Origin of the sequence: Gluconobacter cerinus, assembly GCF_002723935.1 — a bacterium.
Taxonomy (GTDB): Bacteria; Pseudomonadota; Alphaproteobacteria; order Acetobacterales; family Acetobacteraceae; genus Gluconobacter; species Gluconobacter cerinus.
Genome location: NZ_BEWM01000011.1, coordinates 19,506 through 36,414, shown reverse-complemented (window position 1 = coordinate 36,414; position 16,909 = coordinate 19,506). Strand labels below are relative to the sequence as shown.

General features: G+C 52.3%; 16 protein-coding genes. 6 read left to right on the top strand and 10 right to left on the bottom strand.

What is annotated here, in order from left to right:
- The coding region (locus GCE01_RS16735) for an OB-fold nucleic acid binding domain-containing protein (RefSeq protein WP_244591270.1) at nt 1–277 on the top strand (277 nt) is incomplete at its 5' end.
- Between the two features lie 706 nt (nt 278–983).
- On the opposite strand, the gene GCE01_RS15400 is transcribed toward GCE01_RS16735, so the two are convergent.
- A complete protein-coding gene (locus GCE01_RS15400) occupies nt 984–1,388 on the bottom strand; it encodes a hypothetical protein (RefSeq protein ID WP_244591269.1) in 405 nt (134 codons plus the stop codon).
- Between the two features lie 415 nt (nt 1,389–1,803).
- Here GCE01_RS15400 and GCE01_RS15390 point away from each other — a divergent pair, with 415 nt between their 5' ends.
- Nucleotides 1,804–2,883 carry a M48 family metalloprotease gene (locus tag GCE01_RS15390; RefSeq protein ID WP_099213546.1) on the top strand — a complete coding sequence of 360 codons (1,080 nt, stop codon included), beginning with the start codon at nt 1,804–1,806 and terminating at the stop codon, nt 2,881–2,883.
- A gap of 279 nt (nt 2,884–3,162) precedes the next feature.
- Here GCE01_RS15390 and GCE01_RS15385 read toward each other — a convergent pair whose 3' ends face one another.
- Together GCE01_RS15385 and GCE01_RS15375 are read right to left on the bottom strand one after the other, a co-directional pair.
- Entirely contained in the window at nt 3,163–3,909 is a 747-nt protein-coding gene (locus GCE01_RS15385) for a hypothetical protein (RefSeq protein ID WP_099213545.1), read from the bottom strand.
- Nucleotides 3,910–4,370: 461 nt separating this feature from the next.
- A complete protein-coding gene (locus tag GCE01_RS15375) occupies nt 4,371–4,841 on the bottom strand; it encodes a MarR family winged helix-turn-helix transcriptional regulator (protein ID WP_029495916.1) in 471 nt (156 codons plus the stop codon).
- A gap of 162 nt (nt 4,842–5,003) precedes the next feature.
- Here GCE01_RS15375 and GCE01_RS15370 point away from each other — a divergent pair, with 162 nt between their 5' ends.
- Nucleotides 5,004–6,026 (top strand): alpha/beta hydrolase, encoded by a 1,023-nt coding sequence (locus GCE01_RS15370; RefSeq protein WP_062502494.1) that lies wholly within the window; start codon nt 5,004–5,006, stop codon nt 6,024–6,026.
- Between the two features lie 361 nt (nt 6,027–6,387).
- A complete protein-coding gene (locus GCE01_RS15365) occupies nt 6,388–6,708 on the top strand; it encodes an aromatic-ring hydroxylase C-terminal domain-containing protein (RefSeq protein ID WP_099213543.1) in 321 nt (106 codons plus the stop codon).
- 91 nt (nt 6,709–6,799) lie between these two features.
- On the opposite strand, the gene GCE01_RS15360 is transcribed toward GCE01_RS15365, so the two are convergent.
- The 5 genes from GCE01_RS15360 to scpB all read right to left on the bottom strand — a co-directional run bounded on the left by GCE01_RS15360 (nt 6,800) and on the right by scpB (nt 11,521).
- Complete coding sequence (locus tag GCE01_RS15360; RefSeq protein WP_016738647.1) at nt 6,800–7,723, bottom strand: replication protein RepA; 924 nt, start codon at nt 7,721–7,723, stop codon at nt 6,800–6,802.
- Nucleotides 7,724–8,285: 562 nt separating this feature from the next.
- Entirely contained in the window at nt 8,286–9,044 is a 759-nt protein-coding gene (locus GCE01_RS15355; protein ID WP_099213542.1) for a segregation and condensation protein A, read from the bottom strand.
- Entirely contained in the window at nt 9,037–9,831 is a 795-nt protein-coding gene (locus GCE01_RS15350) for a hypothetical protein (protein ID WP_099213541.1), read from the bottom strand. The genes GCE01_RS15355 and GCE01_RS15350 overlap by 8 nt, the downstream gene beginning before the upstream one ends.
- Before the next feature lie 3 nt (nt 9,832–9,834).
- Nucleotides 9,835–10,833 carry a site-specific integrase gene (locus GCE01_RS15345; protein ID WP_099213540.1) on the bottom strand — a complete coding sequence of 333 codons (999 nt, stop codon included), beginning with the start codon at nt 10,831–10,833 and terminating at the stop codon, nt 9,835–9,837.
- A gap of 151 nt (nt 10,834–10,984) precedes the next feature.
- Nucleotides 10,985–11,521 (bottom strand): SMC-Scp complex subunit ScpB, encoded by a 537-nt coding sequence (gene scpB / locus GCE01_RS15340; protein WP_099213539.1) that lies wholly within the window; start codon nt 11,519–11,521, stop codon nt 10,985–10,987.
- Nucleotides 11,522–11,636: 115 nt separating this feature from the next.
- Between scpB and GCE01_RS15335 the strand changes: the two genes are divergently transcribed.
- Entirely contained in the window at nt 11,637–12,092 is a 456-nt protein-coding gene (locus GCE01_RS15335; RefSeq protein ID WP_099213538.1) for a hypothetical protein, read from the top strand.
- Nucleotides 12,093–12,336: 244 nt separating this feature from the next.
- Here the strand turns inward: GCE01_RS15335 and GCE01_RS15330 are convergent, their stop codons facing one another.
- Complete coding sequence (locus tag GCE01_RS15330; protein WP_099213552.1) at nt 12,337–13,260, bottom strand: LysR family transcriptional regulator; 924 nt, start codon at nt 13,258–13,260, stop codon at nt 12,337–12,339.
- Nucleotides 13,261–13,358: 98 nt separating this feature from the next.
- On the opposite strand from GCE01_RS15330, the gene GCE01_RS15325 reads away from it, so the two are divergent.
- On the top strand, nt 13,359–14,327 hold the full coding sequence (locus tag GCE01_RS15325) for a carbon-nitrogen hydrolase family protein (RefSeq protein ID WP_099213537.1): 969 nt from the start codon (nt 13,359–13,361) through the stop codon (nt 14,325–14,327).
- Nucleotides 14,328–14,563: 236 nt separating this feature from the next.
- Here GCE01_RS15325 and GCE01_RS15320 read toward each other — a convergent pair whose 3' ends face one another.
- Complete coding sequence (locus tag GCE01_RS15320; protein ID WP_099213536.1) at nt 14,564–16,720, bottom strand: tail fiber protein; 2,157 nt, start codon at nt 16,718–16,720, stop codon at nt 14,564–14,566.
- Nucleotides 16,721–16,909: the final 189 nt, after the last annotated feature.

Genomic DNA, 16,909 nt, shown 5'->3' with positions numbered 1-16,909 from the left:
CCAGCTCACCGGACTGGTGTTGATGCGGCAGAGGCCAGGGACGGCGAATGGCACCATGTTCGTCACGATCGAAGACGAAACCGGTACGGCCAATCTGATTGTCTGGAAGGATTTGCAGGAGAAATTCCGCCGTCCTCTTCTCGCCTCCCGTCTTCTGGCCTGCAAGGGGCGGCTACAGAAGGAAGGCGAGGTGATCCATATCGTTGTGCTCAGCCTGGAAGATAGAACGCCATTGCTTCAGGGATCGGAGCTGTTGAAAGCACGGGACTTTCGATAGGGGACAACGCCGGTTCGGCCGATTTTATTTTAAGAATGAAGACATTGCTGTTGGTGTTGAACCTGTGGCGTTGTGGGCAGAGCCGCGCCCTGTGGTCAGCCTGCAGGGCTGTCCATCATGACACGAGCGGCCGTGGAACGGCTGTCCATAAAACCACGGGCTTTACATTCAGATCGAAACTCAACCAGGTTGTTCTCCGACATCGAACTGGTCGTCGGTTTGTCAGTCATAGTCTCTACGCTGGAGCCTTTGAATGTTCGGCCGGCACCACACAAAGCCAAGCCAAAGGGCAACTAGCGCTAAACATCCACACCAGAAATAACCAAGGCCTCCGTCAAGCAGGTTAAACCATCTGTGCATCCAATCGTCATGGGCCATCTCTACGTTCATAATTTGGTCCTTTCCGTCGATTACTTGTCAGTCATGGCCGTCATCCTTGAATTAAAAATGCCCGAAGCAGGCGCCTCCAGATCGGTAGTCCTTCTGCTTTCCAGCCGCGCTGAAGCTGTTTGTCAGCGGCAAAAGTGTTCCGAAGCAGTGGCGACACCGAGAGCCTTTCTTTTGCGGCGGCGCCCTCTCTCCGCTGGCGCTGGCGCTCTCGACGGATCATAATGACACGAGCAAAATTCACTTCTCATATCTCCTGATTGCTTTCTCATCAGTCATACCGTGTTCCCCCAGCTCAGCCCTCATGCTGTTCCGCAAATCATTCGTGCCGAAGTTCCGATGCTTCAACGTTCACGACTGAGACCCGGGCGTTCGAGTAGGGTGTAGCGGACGGATCAGGATGCGTGATGATGTCTGAACCGACAGCGGCGGCGAGCAACGTACCAAAATACGGATCATTTTCCTCTGCGATCGAGAGCACCTCGTTCGCGCTGACGAGCGCGCCAAACTCTTTCCCGAGCCTGCTCAGAATATAATTGTCCAGCACCGCATGAATCATGAACGGCTGGTTCCGGAGAGACAGCAGAGCTAACAAATTCTCTGGCATGTCTTCTTCAGGCTCAGCCTCCATCACGGCGTCTACGTTATCGAGCAGAACGTGGAGCACGACACCGTATACCGTAATCTCCAGCACACGCTGCTCACCGGTCTCTGTATCAGTCATTCCTGGTTCTCCTGTTTGGTGACAGGAGGATAGTCGGCCTGCATTGTGCGACTGAGAAGTGACGTATCAATGGTACGACAAGGATCCTGTCTCGGAAGAGACATTATGCTTCAGCAACGACTTGTCTCAGGAGGGCTCCATTATTTCTTTTCTCCGGATGCCCTCACAGTGAGCTACCTGCTGGCAGCGATGGGAGGGGAACGGAATGTCAGCTATCGGGAAATCACGATAAAGAAGATATTATCTCGCAGTCTTTTTGTTTTCTCAGGAAATAATTTTAAATGATCATATCGTAGTGAGGTTATCACTGTATCAGTTTCTATATCTACAGAAGACAGTGAGAGTATTCACATTATAATAATCATAAGGCATATATAAATTTCTTCGCCCAAAAAAAACTGCTGGAGACGTGAGAATGAGTCCTAATTATGAAAATTTTATAGACGAAAATATGGATCCTAGAGAATTGTTTTTGACAATGGCTTGCAAAGACATAGAAGAGAGAGATAAAGTTCTAAATCCAAAAAATTCTTACGATTTATTATTGAGGATGAGGGCTGATATTATCACAGATCATACAAGATTATACAGGGTTGGATTAAATCGTGTGCGAAAATCTGGAAAATCTATGCTCGATGATCCGTTCAAAAAAGATTTTCAAATATATATGTCGTATCTTGATGAAATTGACAAAATGATAGTAGAGGATATTCCTTCTGGATATATTCTTGACGTAATTCCAGAAGCTCAGTGCATGAAAACAGAATTTGGCAATATCATAATAATATCTGAAGCTCTCAGATACTTCATTTATTATTTTTCATTAAGCATGACTTCTTTTGATATCCCTATAGAAATTCGGATACAAGCAGCGCTCATCGCTATCAGAGTAATGTTGGAAAAAGAATCCATGGATTTTGAACTTGATCCACGCGGAATTGTTCCAAAGGAAATTGATTGTGCAATAAAAGAAATGACAGAAGCGCAAATACAATTTATCATTGGACATGAATATGCGCACCACAGGCTCGCACATGAATTTTCTGACACCGTAAGAATATCTCGAAGTAGGGGAGAAATAGAGGAACATATAAGTATTTATAATCATGCATGGAAAAATGAATTTGAGGCAGACCTAGAATCCATTAATGCTGTAACGGATACCCAAAAGAAAAACGAATTAATACATGGTTCTATACACTTTTTTTTGGCGCTATATTCTTTTGAAAAAGTAATGAATTCAATTGATTCTTCTTTCCAGGATATAAACACTCATCCACCAACTTTGCAAAGATATAAAAATATAATTGATAATTTTTCTCAAGATTTTTTCATAGATAGAAAGGAATCTGAGGAATGGATTGAATATCATGACAAATTTGCGGATATAATTATGAAAATAATAAAAGAAAATAAATGGTTTGTTGAAAATTACGGGTCTGTTTATTTAGAGATGTGGAGAGATAAAGTTAGAATAGATAGGGTTGATTATTGATTAGCAATATTTTTAATAAACAATAAGTTAACATAGTTCTTTTGAAGATTTATTAAGATATGTTTTCAGGAAATACGGTGCCGCTTCAATTTTTGAATGTGGACACCAGAACAATGAGGTTATATGGCCGGAATGAGGCGTAAGCAGAAGATCCACTTACGCTCTCTTGTCAAACGTGGGTGAAGCAGTACGCGCTTCCTATTAACGGACATAGCACCATGCTGTGCGAAGATTGGTCGCTGCCAATCTTCGGGCGGTTCACTGTCTGATGGCTGAACGTTACACGGAAGCCGCAAAGGTAGAGCGCAAATGCTCTAGAAAAAGCGTTCGGGCTGCACGGTTTTCCCGGCTTATCGAGGAAGGGTGATTGATTCGATAACAGTCGATTGAGCCATATAGAGTGAAACGTTCTAGCTTTGTCTTGTCAAACTTTCCAACTGGTCGCCAGTCAGTGCACACACTTTCTGGGCCGGAGAGGGGGAAAAACTCTCGCCGGACAAGTACAGATGCCCCCCCATTGGCAAAGATGATAACATCGGGCTGGAGAACGTTAATCTCAGCTTTCAGTAGCTGCGCGGACAGGGATTTGACCGTGTCATAATACGGCTGCCCTGGCTGTGGCATTTTGTCTTTGAAATCCATGCAAAACAGGTTGCACCAGGCTACGTTCCCATCGCCAACGATATCTCCTACAGACCGCATGAAGTTCCAGAAAGTTTCTCCTCGGTTCTGCTTGTTTTTGCTGCCATGGCGCGCCGAGAAATTCGTATGACACTCAACCATCGCATCGATGTGGCGCTCAAGCGTATCATAAGAGCCGGTGGACGCTGGTCGTTTCCACCCCCGCGTTTCGCGTCCGACGATCATAACTCTTCGGCCAGACTTCCATTCAGAAGGAGCACCCGGAAGAAAGATATCGGAGTATCCCGCGATACCCTCCCCCACTGTGGTGCGGTCAAAGAAATTAATATCGTATCCAGAAAGAATTTTTAAATATTCAGTCTTAAGAGCGTCGGTTAATGACATTAGATATCACCTCGTTTTATACTGGATACTATTAGATGATTCGATACATTACGCAATTATCGCCTTTAGGCGTTTCACCTCATTGCAGTCTGGTTTGCTCTTTCAGAGCCTGACTCAAAAAGCGTTTTGACTAGGTTTTGGCAGAAAATGGTGCGTTCAAATTATGTCCGCTATGTGGAAAGCAATGTAGCCGCCTGTATGCCCGGCATGAGGCGTAAGCAGCAGGTCCGCTTACGCCCGCATGTCAGAAGCCAGAGCGTCGCTCTTCGCTTCTCTGAAACGGACGTGTTCATGGCTTGCGAGGATAGGCTGTTGTCGATCACGACCAACATCACGAGCATCCCGCCTAAAATGCGCGGTATGTGCCAGCAGCCAAGTGCGATCACCCCGTTTGTCTCTGTAGGGCGTAGGGGGAACTCAAGACCAGTCTCCCTGGAAAAGGTTATCAATGGGTGACAGGCTCAATGATCGTCGGAATTGCAGCCCGGAGCACGCGGAGAGCTAACGGCTTGGCGCAGCCGGTCGACCCGATTACGCAAGTCCCGCAATTCGGTGATCGACAGCCCGGTCGCCGTTAACACACAAGCCGGAATCGTCTCGGCCTGAACGCGCAGGGCCCGACCGGCCTCGGTCAGATGAACGCGCACCTGTCGTTCGTCCTTCTGGTCGCGGGTGCGCTCCACAAGGCCAGCGCCCTCCAGCCGCTTGAGCAACGGGGTCAGGGTGGAGCTAACCAGATCGAGTTGTGATCCGATTTCGCCGACAAGTCTGCCGTCACTGCTCCACAGGACGGTCATTACTAGATATTGCGGATAGGTGAGACCGAGCGGCTCGAGCAGCGGTTGGTACAGCCGATTGAAGGCGTGGCTCGCGGCATACAGCGAGAAGCACACGAAATTCGACAGATCAGGTGTGGATGGGTCTTCGTTCATATCGTCCTCCATAAGTAGGGCCATTATATCGCGTAATATCAAATCTTGGGCGATGTTAATGCATAGGAGTCATGCAATTTATCATGTTGCACGATAATATCGTGCACGATATGTTGTGCTTCACAGGCCGATCGCAGCCTGATCGATACGGAGTTTTCCATCATGAAGCGCCTCTCCACAGTCATCGCCTTGGCTACCGCTATTGCCGCCGCGCCCGCGCTCGCCGCGCCCGTGCTGGAGCCCACGACCCAGCATTTCCTCAACGACCTCGCCACCGCCCATGTCCCGGCCATCCCCTCGCTGTCCCCGCACGATGCCCGTGCGCTGCTGGACGGCGCGCAGGCATCGGTGAAGGTCACCGCTCCCTCTGCCCGGATCACCGACCGCGTGCTCCCCGTTGGCCCGACCGGCAGCACACGCATCCGGATCTATCGCCCGTTCGACGCCCCGAACCATGCGCCGGCCATCGTCTATTATCATGGTGCCGGTTGGGTGATGGGCGGCCCGGCCAGCCATGACCGCCTCGTGCGCGATCTAGCGGCGGGCAGCGGTGCGGTGGTGATCTTCGTCGATTACGAACGCTCGCCCGAGGCGCGTTATCCAACTGCGATCGAGCAGGATTATGCGGTTCTGGAGTATGTCGCTCGTCATCCGGTCGAATTCGGGATCGATCCATCCCGCATTGCCATCGCCGGAGACAGCGTCGGCGGTAATATGGTTGCTGTCGTCTCCGCCCTCGTTGCGGAGCGGCATGGACCCAGGCCCGTAGCCCAGCTCCTGTTCTATCCGGTGACCGATGCCGCAATGAATGACGGATCCTATCGCGAGTTCGCCAGTGGCCCCTGGCTGACAGCGAAAGCCATGGATTATTTCTGGAACCAGTATCTGCCTGCCGGCACGGACCGCGCCCAGCCGCATGTCTCGCCGCTGAACACGCCGGACTCCATCCTGCACGGGCAGGCGCCAGCGCTGGTCATCACAGATGAAAACGATGTCCTGCGTGACGAGGGCGAGGCCTACGCCCGACGCCTGGTCGAAGCTGGCGTGCCGGTCATAACGACCCGCTATAACGCGACGATCCACGATTTCGTTATGCTCAATGCGCTTGCCAAGACGCCGGCGGCCACCGCCGCAGTCGCCCAAGCGGCTCATTTCCTACGCGATGCCTTTACGAAGGTAAAGTGAGAGAACAGAAGCGGTCTGAAGCAATTTCCTCCAAAAAGAGGGAGTGCTTCAGCCTCGCGCTGGCCGCAGTTTCTGCTCCGTCCCTCAGGCACTGACCATGAACCTATCGCTGGCATGACGAGTGCATATATGCGGGGTCTTATGAGACGGACAGCTCTCGCCCGACGAAGTAGGTTGTCAGGTTGATCTTCAGGAGACGCCCATTCGTGTCGTGACAGTCGATTGCACGAATGACCGATTTTCCAGTCTTACCGCCCAACAGCCGACATTCTGCTCACCCGCCTGATCTGCCTGTCTGCTCCTGCATCACGGAGCGGACAGGCAGCAGTCGCCCACTTCCGGCCGGTTAGATGCAGGCTACATGCTTCTCGAAAGCGGACGTTTACAGATAGTTTGGCTGGCAAACATTGAGAGCCTGTATGGCGATCTCGCCAAATTCCTGATCGCTTGTGATTTTGAACTGAGTGACCGGACGCACCTGAAGGAACATCTTTTAAACGCAAAAACTCTTCTACTTGATCTCAGTAAGAGCGATTCTTTGCGAAAACTTTCTGATTGTTATCAGGATCAGCTTTCTTACATCGCTTGTAATGCGAAGAGCTATTGGGGCCTTTATGTCCCGCTCATTCGTTCTGATAGCTTTATTGCCTGGGCAAGCGATAATTTTCCAGATGATATCTAAAGCGATATAGGCATTATTCAAATTGCTTATTGTTTCGCCTAACAATCAATATTTGGCCTTATCTTTATTTTTCGAATCAATAGGTATATATTTAACGCCCTAGTATACGTCTCTCTGGTACTGGAGGAGGGGAGGGATATAGTATCAACCCTTTTTCCATATCAACATCTACGTGTGCTTCTGGATAAACAGAGAGGGCTAGTTTTAGTGGGCCTGTAATATCACGTTTGAAGTCACGCATACGCGCATATTCTGGTCCAAACTGTCCTTTGAAAGCATACCACGAGATAGATACTGGTTCTTTGAGTATATGTAGCCTGTAAGCTAACCAAATATATGTATCTATCGCTTTTGATTTTCCGGATATTTGACGAATTGCTACTTCCCGAAGTGGCAGAGGGTGGTCAATCAAGCTTTCGTAAAAACTTTCGTCTAAACGAACAACTTCTCTCCAAAACGAAGGTTGATTTTCATCTTCCTGAATTGGAAAGATTGCATCCCGTACAAATGCTCCGTTACTAACCATTTTTGCTCCATTGTGGACGCGAAAAAATGTTAGTCTGCACTGACTGATTCTTTTTGCTTGGTCTCTTACGGAATTATAAGTTTTCCCACCAACAGTAATTCCCATTACTTTAAGCCAAGCATTCATCGAAGAGCCAAGCTCGACTTCACGGGATTGTGTTTTTACTGCTTGAGTTTGTAAATAGAGGAGAATCATACGAGCCATTGAGCCGTATGGAATACCCACGGGAGTTTTGTCGTCGTTTAAGCCGCTTTCAATAAGAAGTTTGATTCCTCCGCCTTCACGTTCCCATACGGTCTCTTCAGTCTTTTTATGAGGCAGAGCAGCCATCGCAAAGCCCGAATGAGTGATGCCAATTTGTAAAGCTTCATCACTTAATACTTCATGAGCAGCATCGACACATACACGGCTTAGCTGCCCATCGAGAGACGCCTGTCGCCGAGCTTCATGGAGTCCATGGCGTTCAAGAAGGTTGTGTATTTCACCCATGAACGTGACTTTCCATGGCCGGCGATCGGGTGTCAATTTGGACTTTGCTCGCGGCGATTTTTCCACAGAACTCCCTTGGACTCCACTCGCCGCGGTTTGGACTCTGCTCGCGCGCTCTAGGAAGATTATTAGATATATCTATTAGATATGCGCGACCAGAGTCCAAGGGATAACCACCATTGTAGCGAGCAAAGCCCAAGAAATGAGCGAGGAGACCCCAAGGGATAACTGTTTTAAATTCAAATCGCTGTGGATTACGGCTGTCTGCAATGAGCGAGGAAAGTCCAAGAGGGTGCGAGAAGAGTCCAAAAGATGTGAAAGAGGATGATGCGGACAGCGAGGGGGATAGAGCGAGAAGAGTCCAAACAACTGAATGGCACAATAAGCTGGCCGTTAGGCGGTGCAAAAATTTCTCATCGTACCGTTTGAATAGAGAACCAAACATATTGATTCTAATGGCCTAATTTCTAAATGTAGGATAAAATTAGCCTTAACTTCAGTGAGATATCGAAGATAATTCTGAATCCGCTGATTGCGACAGTAAGCTTACCGGGATAGCTGGTCAGGGACGATCAACTGCAAATGTTCGTGGCAGGTGCAACTGTCTAAGATATAATTCTCCTCGTTTTTCAAGTTCCAAAACGGCCGAAAGATGAGCAGCCCACGTGGCCTTGCGCTGCATTAGGTTTTGAGGGCTCGCGCCAAGAGAAAAATGAATCACGCCTTCGACGAGGTCCCACGTGCTCTCCGGATAGTCCCGAACTTTCCGCTGCCACCATGCCAAAGCGTCCTGAACAGAAACACGCGGTACTAAAGAAGGCTGGAAGATACTCTCTGGGGGCCGCAGCTTTGCCCTCCGACGAGATGCTGACAAAAGCGCGTCCAGTAGATCTTGGGTGAGGATTGAAGACGCTGTCTCAGCAGCAGAAGGCGAGGGGGGCAGTTTCCCGCGTCCAAAAACACTTTCGCCCAGCACAGGCCGAGTTTCAAAGCACTCCACGGCTTGCAAAAGCGTGTCCTTTCGAAGCAGGACGCGTTGGAGCTGCTCGGCTGCCGAGTGGGCGGCAAGGTGCTCTTCAGTATCTTCCCGAAGCAGAAGAGCCGAGCGCATTTGAAGAAGGGTTGCTGCCAGAACAAGATCGTTCGCAGTCTGTTCGAGGGGACGGTTTTTAAGCCCCTCTTCCACGCAGATCAAAAACTGTTCGATCAGTTCTCTCAGCGGAAGCGTCCCAAGATCTATCGCACGACGACGGACCGCCTGCAGGAGCGCCTCCAGCGGGCCCTGCCAGGCACCAACTTCCAAAAGCAGTCCCTCAGACATCGTAAAGCGGGCGTATGGCAAAGGTGAGGTCGGGCCATCGGGTCGCAATGGTTTGAAGAGCCGCCCAGGGCGTCCAGTCCGCCGACCAGAACGAAACACTCCAGCGGTTGGTATGCTTTTTCGGATGCCCGTCCATGACGTCGACCTGCTGCAGTGGCCGCGACGTTCCCCAGTGCTCCCACAGCCACGCTTGTGTCATGGAGGAAGCGGGGCCGAGGGAGAGAAGATTCAGAGGCATAGGACAAAGGGCATTAAGGTCAAACGGAACTGAGCCCGATCCTGCCTCCCGTTCGAGAAGGACCGTATGGCTCTGGACAATCTGGCCGATCAAAGCGGCTGTCCGGGCGTCCCCAACGGGAAAGGACCGGCTCAGATCTTCGCGGCTGGTGACATCCGGCCCCCACGATAGACGGCCAGTCCCCGCTGCTGCTGCCTGGAACCGGGCCAGTACGGCTTCTGACCCTGTGACGGTCAAGACATGTGCCAGCCAGTCCGGTTGAGGATTGAATAGCGGACGAGAAAGAGGGGTCTTCGGCTCTAACGGCTCTAACGGCTCTGACCCGGCGATTGAAAACCCTGTGCCGCTTGCCAGTGGCCTTGGGGTGTGGCGGGTGAGCGCTGGACGAGTGGGGAGACGAAAGCCGACCCCCGGCTCATCGTCGTTACTGGGGCCCGGTTCGAGATACCCGTGAGCAACGGGGCGCGCTTCCAGTTCCAGACGATAGGCTTCCAGGCGCGCGACTGTCGCATCAAGGTCCGCGATGATTTCAGCCGTCGTCTGTGGCATGGGCTACAGGTCCAGAAGATGGGCGGGAGAGTCCAGATCCAGACGGGCCCGACGGACATAGCGGCGCATGCTGCGCAGGTCCCGGTGGCGGGTGTGTGCCATGATCTGCTCGTCCCGGGCATTGGCCCGGAAGGCCTCGGTGACAAAGCCCGCACGCAGCCCATGCGGGCTGAGGCGTTCCCCGGAAGGCACCTTAAGTCCGGCCACCCTGGCACGGCGCAGCAGGATCTGCCGGACGGCATCCGGATGCAGGGCCTCGCGTCCCACCTGCTCCCAGCGGTTGATCGACCGGAAGAGGGGACCATCCGTAATCTCGGCTTTCTTCAGCCAGCGCTCGAGAGCCAAAACCGGGCAGGTTTCGCGATGCTTGCCGCGGGGAAGAAACACCTCTTCGCCGCGATGTTCGGGGTCAGTCTTGCTGCGGGCGATATGGAGCTTCACGCCGGTCCCCACGATCCGGACGGTCTCCGTCGTCAGAGCAACCAGTTCCGAACGGCGCAGCGCCCCGGCAAAGCCGATCAGCAGAAGGGCCCGGTCGCGCAGATCCGCCAAGGCTTCGACGGTTTTGCTATGCTCGGGTGCGACGAGCTTGCGGAGTTCCTGGGAGGTGAGGGCAGCGGCCTGTTTCTGCGGCGCGCCATACACACGCCCTGCCGCGCGGAGGGTGGTGCGGATGGCCGCATGGCCGGAGCTCCACTCCAACCCCCGCATGCGATGCTGATAGCCGACGGCCGCCAGGCGACGGTTGAGCGCCGAGCGGCTGAAACGTGGTGCCAGACTGTGCAGCCAGGCCGCAACGACGGGAGGAGCGGCCGGAAGAGGGGACGTTCCGTGTTCGTCGCACCAGTGACAGAAGGCCTGCCAGTCATGGGCATACGCTCGCAGGGTTTCGGGTGCGTAGGCCGCAGTCCGGGCGCTGTTTTTTGCTGCGTCCAAGGCACTCTGCAGAGTAGGGGAGGGCGCTTCGGAGAGATGCTCTGCGGGATCTGTCGGGACTGTCATGCCGGTGATCTTCCCTCTGAAATATCCAATGAGTCTGCCGTAAGACACCAATTAAGGCAACCTTGATCTAACGCGCGGTAAGAGAACATTACCACGTGTTATGATGACAAAAAGCAGTCCTAGAATTTCCTTAGAACGAGCCCAAAAGGGCCTAAAGCGGCCCTCTGAGGCCTTCCAGCAGCGGATCCAGCTCCGCCAGGGACCTCAGGCCGTAGGTCACGAGGAAGGTCTCGGTCGTCCCCCAAAGCTGCGGCTGGCCTGGCACTGGCTTGCGACCGAGGCTGCGAATAAGATCCTTTTTCTGCAGAAGGGCCAAGGTCTTCTGCGAAAGGGCGGCATCCCGGAAGCTTTCGATTTCGGGTCGGGTGATCGGCTGACGCGCAGCGATCAGCAGGAGCACTTCTAGCACGGCCCGGGGCAGGCGTTCTGGCGGTCGCTCCAATACCGCCCTCAGGGCTTCCGCCAGGTCGGGGGCGGTGCGGAACATCCAGCCGTCTCCGGCCGCGACCAACTCAAACCCTAGCCCCTCGGTGCGTCTGGCCACTTGGTTCAGGATCTGGGCGATTTCTACGTCGTCTCCCAGAGCCCGCGCCAGCATTATTCGGGACACAGGACCGCTGCTCTGGAAGAGGAGGGCTTCAGCGAGACGGACGGGATCGGGGACAGAAGACGTCATGGTCGAGAACATAGGGCCGGTTCTCCGTTTTCCGCCAGGGTTTGCGATATGCTCGGGGTGGATCTTTTGGCGGCCAGGCTCCGGAAGACGTCGTCTTTAAACGTTGTTTTTGTGCTAAAGGACTGGAATGCCGATCAGACAGGAACTGAAAGCGCTTTATCCTCCCAACTGGCCCGAGTTGAGCCGACAGGTGCGGTTCGAGCGAGCCGGGGGAATGTGCCAGCGGTGTGGCCGACCCCATGGACAAATCCTGCAGGTCCTTCCCGGGGGACGTTGGAAGCATCCGGAGACGGGGCATTGGTTTAATGGAAGGGGACGACCTGTCGCGCCTCCGGATTTGATCGCTTTGCTTCAAACCCGGCAGACCAAGGTGGTTTTGGCCGCTGCGCATCTGAACCACGACCCCACGGTCAACCGGTTGCGCAATCTTCGGGCGCTGTGCCAGCGCTGCCACCTGCTGCATGATCGCGTATATCATCTGGCTCAACGGCGGCTTACGTTCCGACGACGGTTGGCGCTCGGGGACTTTTTTGAAGGGCCTTATCGCATTGGGGTAACGCTTGATGAGACTGGAACGGGCTAAGCTGCGCTCTCTGTTTGCTGTGGGGGGGGTAAGTGGAAGGTCGGCTATCAGTTGATTGTGTTGAAAAAGTCCCGCTCGAGCTTCTACTCAACATTTAGGTTCGATATCACAACGTATAGAGCGCTGTAATTATGGGGATTTTTCATTCCCAATTGCATACGAAATCCTGAGCGAACATCTCAACCTGACTTTTTCAACACAATCAGTTTATTGTTGTCCGATATCGGACATTCACGATGCGAGATTAACCCGAATAGATTGCCTCTAAGTCCGGTGAAATCGCCAGGAAGGCATCGCTCATCATCTGGCGCATCCAGAGATTATCGGCCGTTCTCTGCCAGAGGATCGATACAGAATAGTCTCCCAAATCAATGGGTGCCGCGCAGACAGTAAGGCCTGAAACAGCAGCAAGACTTTGGGCGGCATGAACAGGTAGTGTGGCAACGGCGCGCGTCCCGACCAGGAAGGGCGGTAGTGCAGAGAAATGTGTCAGCGCCGATTGCACCCGCCGTGAGTGACCAAGATCTTTCAAGGCTTGATCTACAATGCCCTCGCGGCCTGAAAATGAGACCAGAAGATGTGGCAGAGACAGATAATTTTCCAGTGTTAGAGGAAGTGTAAGGTCGCAGGCGACTTGATCAAGTAGGCAGGCATAACCGGACCGCCCGATCTCCTGCCGCTGCAATCCGGAGCGCACATTCGGCTGTGCGACAACGGCAAAGTCGATTTCGCCCGCTTCAAAAAGGGCCTCCACGCGGTGTGTGTTAGCCTGCCTGAATGTCACTGAAACACGGGGCGCTTCTTCTGCCAGCCGCCTTGTTATCAGCGGCCCAATTGCAATCTGGAAATCGTCAGACATCCCTATGGAAAAATGTTGTCGGCTGGTTGCGGGATCAAAGGCAGTAACAGTCGAGAATGCGTTCTGGATCAGAGCGACCCCGCCCTGAAGCGGTTCCGCCATGGCGATTGCCCGAAGTGTTGGCTGCATACCCCCACGGGTGCGGACGAACAAAGGATCATCCGCCGCTTCCCGCAGGCGGCCCAAAGACGCACTGACGGCTGACTGGCTCAGTGATAATCGTTTTGCTGCTCGGGAGACGCTGCGTTCTTCCCAGAGTGCCAGAAAAGTAGTCGTCAGATTGAAATCAAGACGTGAAATATCGACCATAATGATTTTGACTATCAAAATAATCAATTTGCCCGATAATGGGAGAAAGTCCACTCTTCCTGTTCCTGTAATCCACTACATGCATGAGAGAGCCGGACATGAGCCAGCGTCGCGTCGCCGTTATTCAGGCGGGAACCAGTCTTTTCGACACTCCCCGGACACTGGATCGGATGGAGGCCCATTGCGAAGCCGCTGCAGCGCAGGGGGTTGAACTCGCAGTCTTTCCCGAGGCGTATATCGGTGGATATCCAAAAGGGCTGAGTTTCGGCGCTATTCTTGGAAGCCGCTTCCCTGAAGGGCGTGAGGATTACCTTCGATACTGGAAGTCAGCCATTGACGTTCCGGGAGCAGAAACAGCACGGATCGGCTCTTTCGCAGCGAAGATGAAGGCCCATCTCGTTGTTGGGGTTATCGAACGAGATGGGGCGACGTTGTATTGTACGGCGCTCTTTTTTGGGCCAGATGGGGCGCTTCTTGGCAAACACCGCAAGCTGATGCCGACCGGCACCGAACGACTGGTCTGGGGACAGGGAGATGGTTCGACCATTCCAGTGTTCGAAACAGAGATTGGGCGCATCGGAGCTGCGATCTGTTGGGAAAATTACATGCCCGACCTACGTCAGAGTATGTATGCCCGGGGTATCAATCTCTGGTGTGCGCCTACGGTGGATGAGCGCGATATCTGGCAGGCTTCCATGCGGCATATTGCCTATGAAGGACGGACGTTTGTGCTCAGTGCCTGTCAGTACATGACGCGCGCGGATGCGCCGGAAAATTATACCTGTCATCAGGGTAACAACCCGGAAACCGTTCTCATTCGTGGCGGAAGCGTGATCGTCAATCCGCTCGGAGAAATTATCGCAGGCCCGATCTATGATCGTGAAGCCATCATTACGGCGGATATTGATCTGGATGATGTCATCCGGGGGAAATATGACCTTGACGTGGCGGGGCATTATGCCCGTCCTGATATCTTCAGCTTGCAGGTTAACAACGCCTGTCAAAATCCGGTATCGTTCTCTGCGCAAGAGATCGGTGCTTCACTTCCCACGATGAAGATCGAATAAAATAGTGCCGCCCATCGTGGTATTTATGGAAGCTGTTCCTAGAAGTTACGCGTCCTTCTGCATTCGCTGACCGGCTGCTATGAGGGAAAGTAAAATGTCCTCTAATTGGGGATAGATGTTGCGAAGTGGGCGTCTTCGCCTCTTTCAGAGCGGCTCATGAGGATCGGTCTTGCTAATATCGTCTACAACATGTGCCGCGTCTCCTTCCTGGAAAAATTCAGCGCCGCAGCACATTATCAATCAACGGTTCTTCGATCACCCATTTGCCGTTTCACAAGGTCGGAACAACTATCCGAAGCTAGGTATGGACCCGCGCTGTGAACCTGAAGCGCCATGATCGCTGTGCTGCCAAGTGACCGAGAACAAAGAGGCAACAATGCGCTTCCATTTGTCCAGCGCATCGCACCATTTTCAATAGTGTTCCAGCCAGACAGGTCAGCGTCCTGCAAATGGGAAACCAACGTCGTCGTCGTATCAGATTCAAAAAGCTCAATATAACCGACCAGCACACCAAGCATACGACGATCATCCACAAAAGGACCAATCACATCGCAAGGACGGCTGGCATTGGACAGAATAAGAACAGACCTCACGCCAGAAGGGATCCTGAACATGACCCGGTCTTTCACCTTGCGGATAGGATGAAGCAGCCGTCCGGTTTCAGTGACAAGGCATAACCCATCTTCGTATGTCAGAATCGGAGCTTGCGACCGACCCGCATGTTCGACGCGATCGGCCAGGGACTGAAAGCTCCGATACAGAGGTTCAACAAAATCACGCGAAGCATCGAGCGGGGCCGCTGCAGCATCCCAAGTTAAATTACGGCTCTGCCTCATTGAGACAACCGGGCCGTTCTGCTTGAAGGCAAACCGGTTACCGGTATCTAGGTAGCTTTCAGTTAATACGCCATCGGCCATAATGACAGAGTGATTCTCTGTCTCCACATGATAATAATCGTAAGATTCTATGCTTTTATCGAAAAAAATCGAACGCCCATTGACCAGCATGCGTACTGGAACGAACCGGCCATCAAGAAACAGACAATGTTCTGATGTAATGAGCATATCTTTGTAGGGAACGTCGTGTGCAATCGCCCCTTTCAACAGACGCACCGGATAGCCAGCTTCATCATCCGGCAGACGCTTTCGAACGACAGCACGCGATCGCCCCACCCACGTCACCTGCCTGATGGTGCCCTTTGTCACGTCGTCATCAAAGGCAACAATGTGATCGCCGATCTGGATCTCTTCTACGGGAAGATCGCCTCTGGACGTACGTATACGGCTTCCCCGACAAAAGCAGGCGGCATCAGATACACTCAGAATGGCAGTGTTGCTTCCGTAAGTCTTCCCAAAACTCTGAGACCCGCCACTTCCGGCGACAACTGTATCTGAAAGATTTGGAAGGGCAAAGTTCGTAAGGCCATTACCGCCGTAAGTTGTGCCCAAAAGGGCAAAAAGCGCTTGGTTTTGAGCAATGGGCAGCAGTGTACCATTCGCCAATACCCACCCCTGAGGAATGGAGGCTGCTGATCCCGCGTAAGCACGAATTTCGCCCATGACGGGACCACTATCGCTACCTGAATTAGGAAAAGCGCCGTTAACACAGATAATGTAATTTAGTGCGAGCCCGGGAGCACGATTGTCAAAAGACGTACCGCTACCCCCATCAGACACGGGGACATTCGCGTCACTAAGTGAGACTGCCTGCTTTCCTACGACCGCCCCCAGTCTTAACGTACTGGACGTCCCGATAATGTTGCGCCCAGTCAGATTAGGTAGCGCAAATGTTGTCACCCCATTTCCGCCATAAGTGGTGCCAATAACCGCAAATAACTGGGGATATTCTGCGATAGAAACTAATTGCCCTGCTGCAGCGAGAAACTCACCACCCACGATCGCTAGTGGTGATCCTGCGAAAGCATCTACTTCTCCCACGAATCCCAGTGACGACGGATCGCTTGTCACGCGAATAACATAACTGACGCTCAGGGAGGGTTGAGCGTTATCCACTGACTGGCTGGTGCCACCCAATAATGACGGAAACTGCTCTTCGGTCAGCGTGGTTTGGCTTTCACCAGTCACCTGCCCTATGCCATTCTGGCTTCCTATTTCTACTTTTCCTGCCAGATCCGGAAGAGCGAAATTTTCATAGGCATTACCACCATATACAGTTCCGAGAAGAGCAAATAGCGACTGGTTGGAAGCGATAGAAAGAATCTGCCCCTGACTTTTCAAAGTATTTGATACCGACGCACTATCAAAAGCGAAGGTTCGAATTAGTCCGATTGGCATACCCGAAGCATTTCCGTACACTGGATAGCTACCGTTGATGACAATCGCCTGCGCCAGCGTTATGGTCTTCTGATTATTATCGAATGTTGCAGTAGCCATGCGGATATGAGCCCTTGATAATTTCGTTAATTATATTTCATAAGAAATGATCATATCAAAAATGTATCTCCAAAAATTTTATATTTGAAATATATATATTTATTATCGACCTTGATCTCATAAAAAACAAGTCGAAACACGAATCCCACCAAAAATGCGACAAAAGGCTTTCTTGCCTCCGACAAATCT

Coding starts and splice junctions, on each gene's coding strand:
- GCE01_RS15400 (WP_244591269.1), bottom strand. CDS start 1,388: ATGACTGATACAGAGACCGGTGAGCAGCGTGTGCTGGAGATTACGGTA.
- GCE01_RS15390 (WP_099213546.1), top strand. CDS start 1,804: ATGAGTCCTAATTATGAAAATTTTATAGACGAAAATATGGATCCTAGA.
- GCE01_RS15385 (WP_099213545.1), bottom strand. CDS start 3,909: ATGTCATTAACCGACGCTCTTAAGACTGAATATTTAAAAATTCTTTCT.
- GCE01_RS15375 (WP_029495916.1), bottom strand. CDS start 4,841: ATGAACGAAGACCCATCCACACCTGATCTGTCGAATTTCGTGTGCTTC.
- GCE01_RS15370 (WP_062502494.1), top strand. CDS start 5,004: ATGAAGCGCCTCTCCACAGTCATCGCCTTGGCTACCGCTATTGCCGCC.
- GCE01_RS15365 (WP_099213543.1), top strand. CDS start 6,388: ATGCTTCTCGAAAGCGGACGTTTACAGATAGTTTGGCTGGCAAACATT.
- GCE01_RS15360 (WP_016738647.1), bottom strand. CDS start 7,723: ATGGGTGAAATACACAACCTTCTTGAACGCCATGGACTCCATGAAGCT.
- GCE01_RS15355 (WP_099213542.1), bottom strand. CDS start 9,044: ATGTCTGAGGGACTGCTTTTGGAAGTTGGTGCCTGGCAGGGCCCGCTG.
- GCE01_RS15350 (WP_099213541.1), bottom strand. CDS start 9,831: ATGCCACAGACGACGGCTGAAATCATCGCGGACCTTGATGCGACAGTC.
- GCE01_RS15345 (WP_099213540.1), bottom strand. CDS start 10,833: ATGACAGTCCCGACAGATCCCGCAGAGCATCTCTCCGAAGCGCCCTCC.
- scpB (WP_099213539.1), bottom strand. CDS start 11,521: ATGTTCTCGACCATGACGTCTTCTGTCCCCGATCCCGTCCGTCTCGCT.
- GCE01_RS15335 (WP_099213538.1), top strand. CDS start 11,637: ATGCCGATCAGACAGGAACTGAAAGCGCTTTATCCTCCCAACTGGCCC.
- GCE01_RS15330 (WP_099213552.1), bottom strand. CDS start 13,260: ATGGTCGATATTTCACGTCTTGATTTCAATCTGACGACTACTTTTCTG.
- GCE01_RS15325 (WP_099213537.1), top strand. CDS start 13,359: ATGAGCCAGCGTCGCGTCGCCGTTATTCAGGCGGGAACCAGTCTTTTC.
- GCE01_RS15320 (WP_099213536.1), bottom strand. CDS start 16,720: ATGGCTACTGCAACATTCGATAATAATCAGAAGACCATAACGCTGGCG.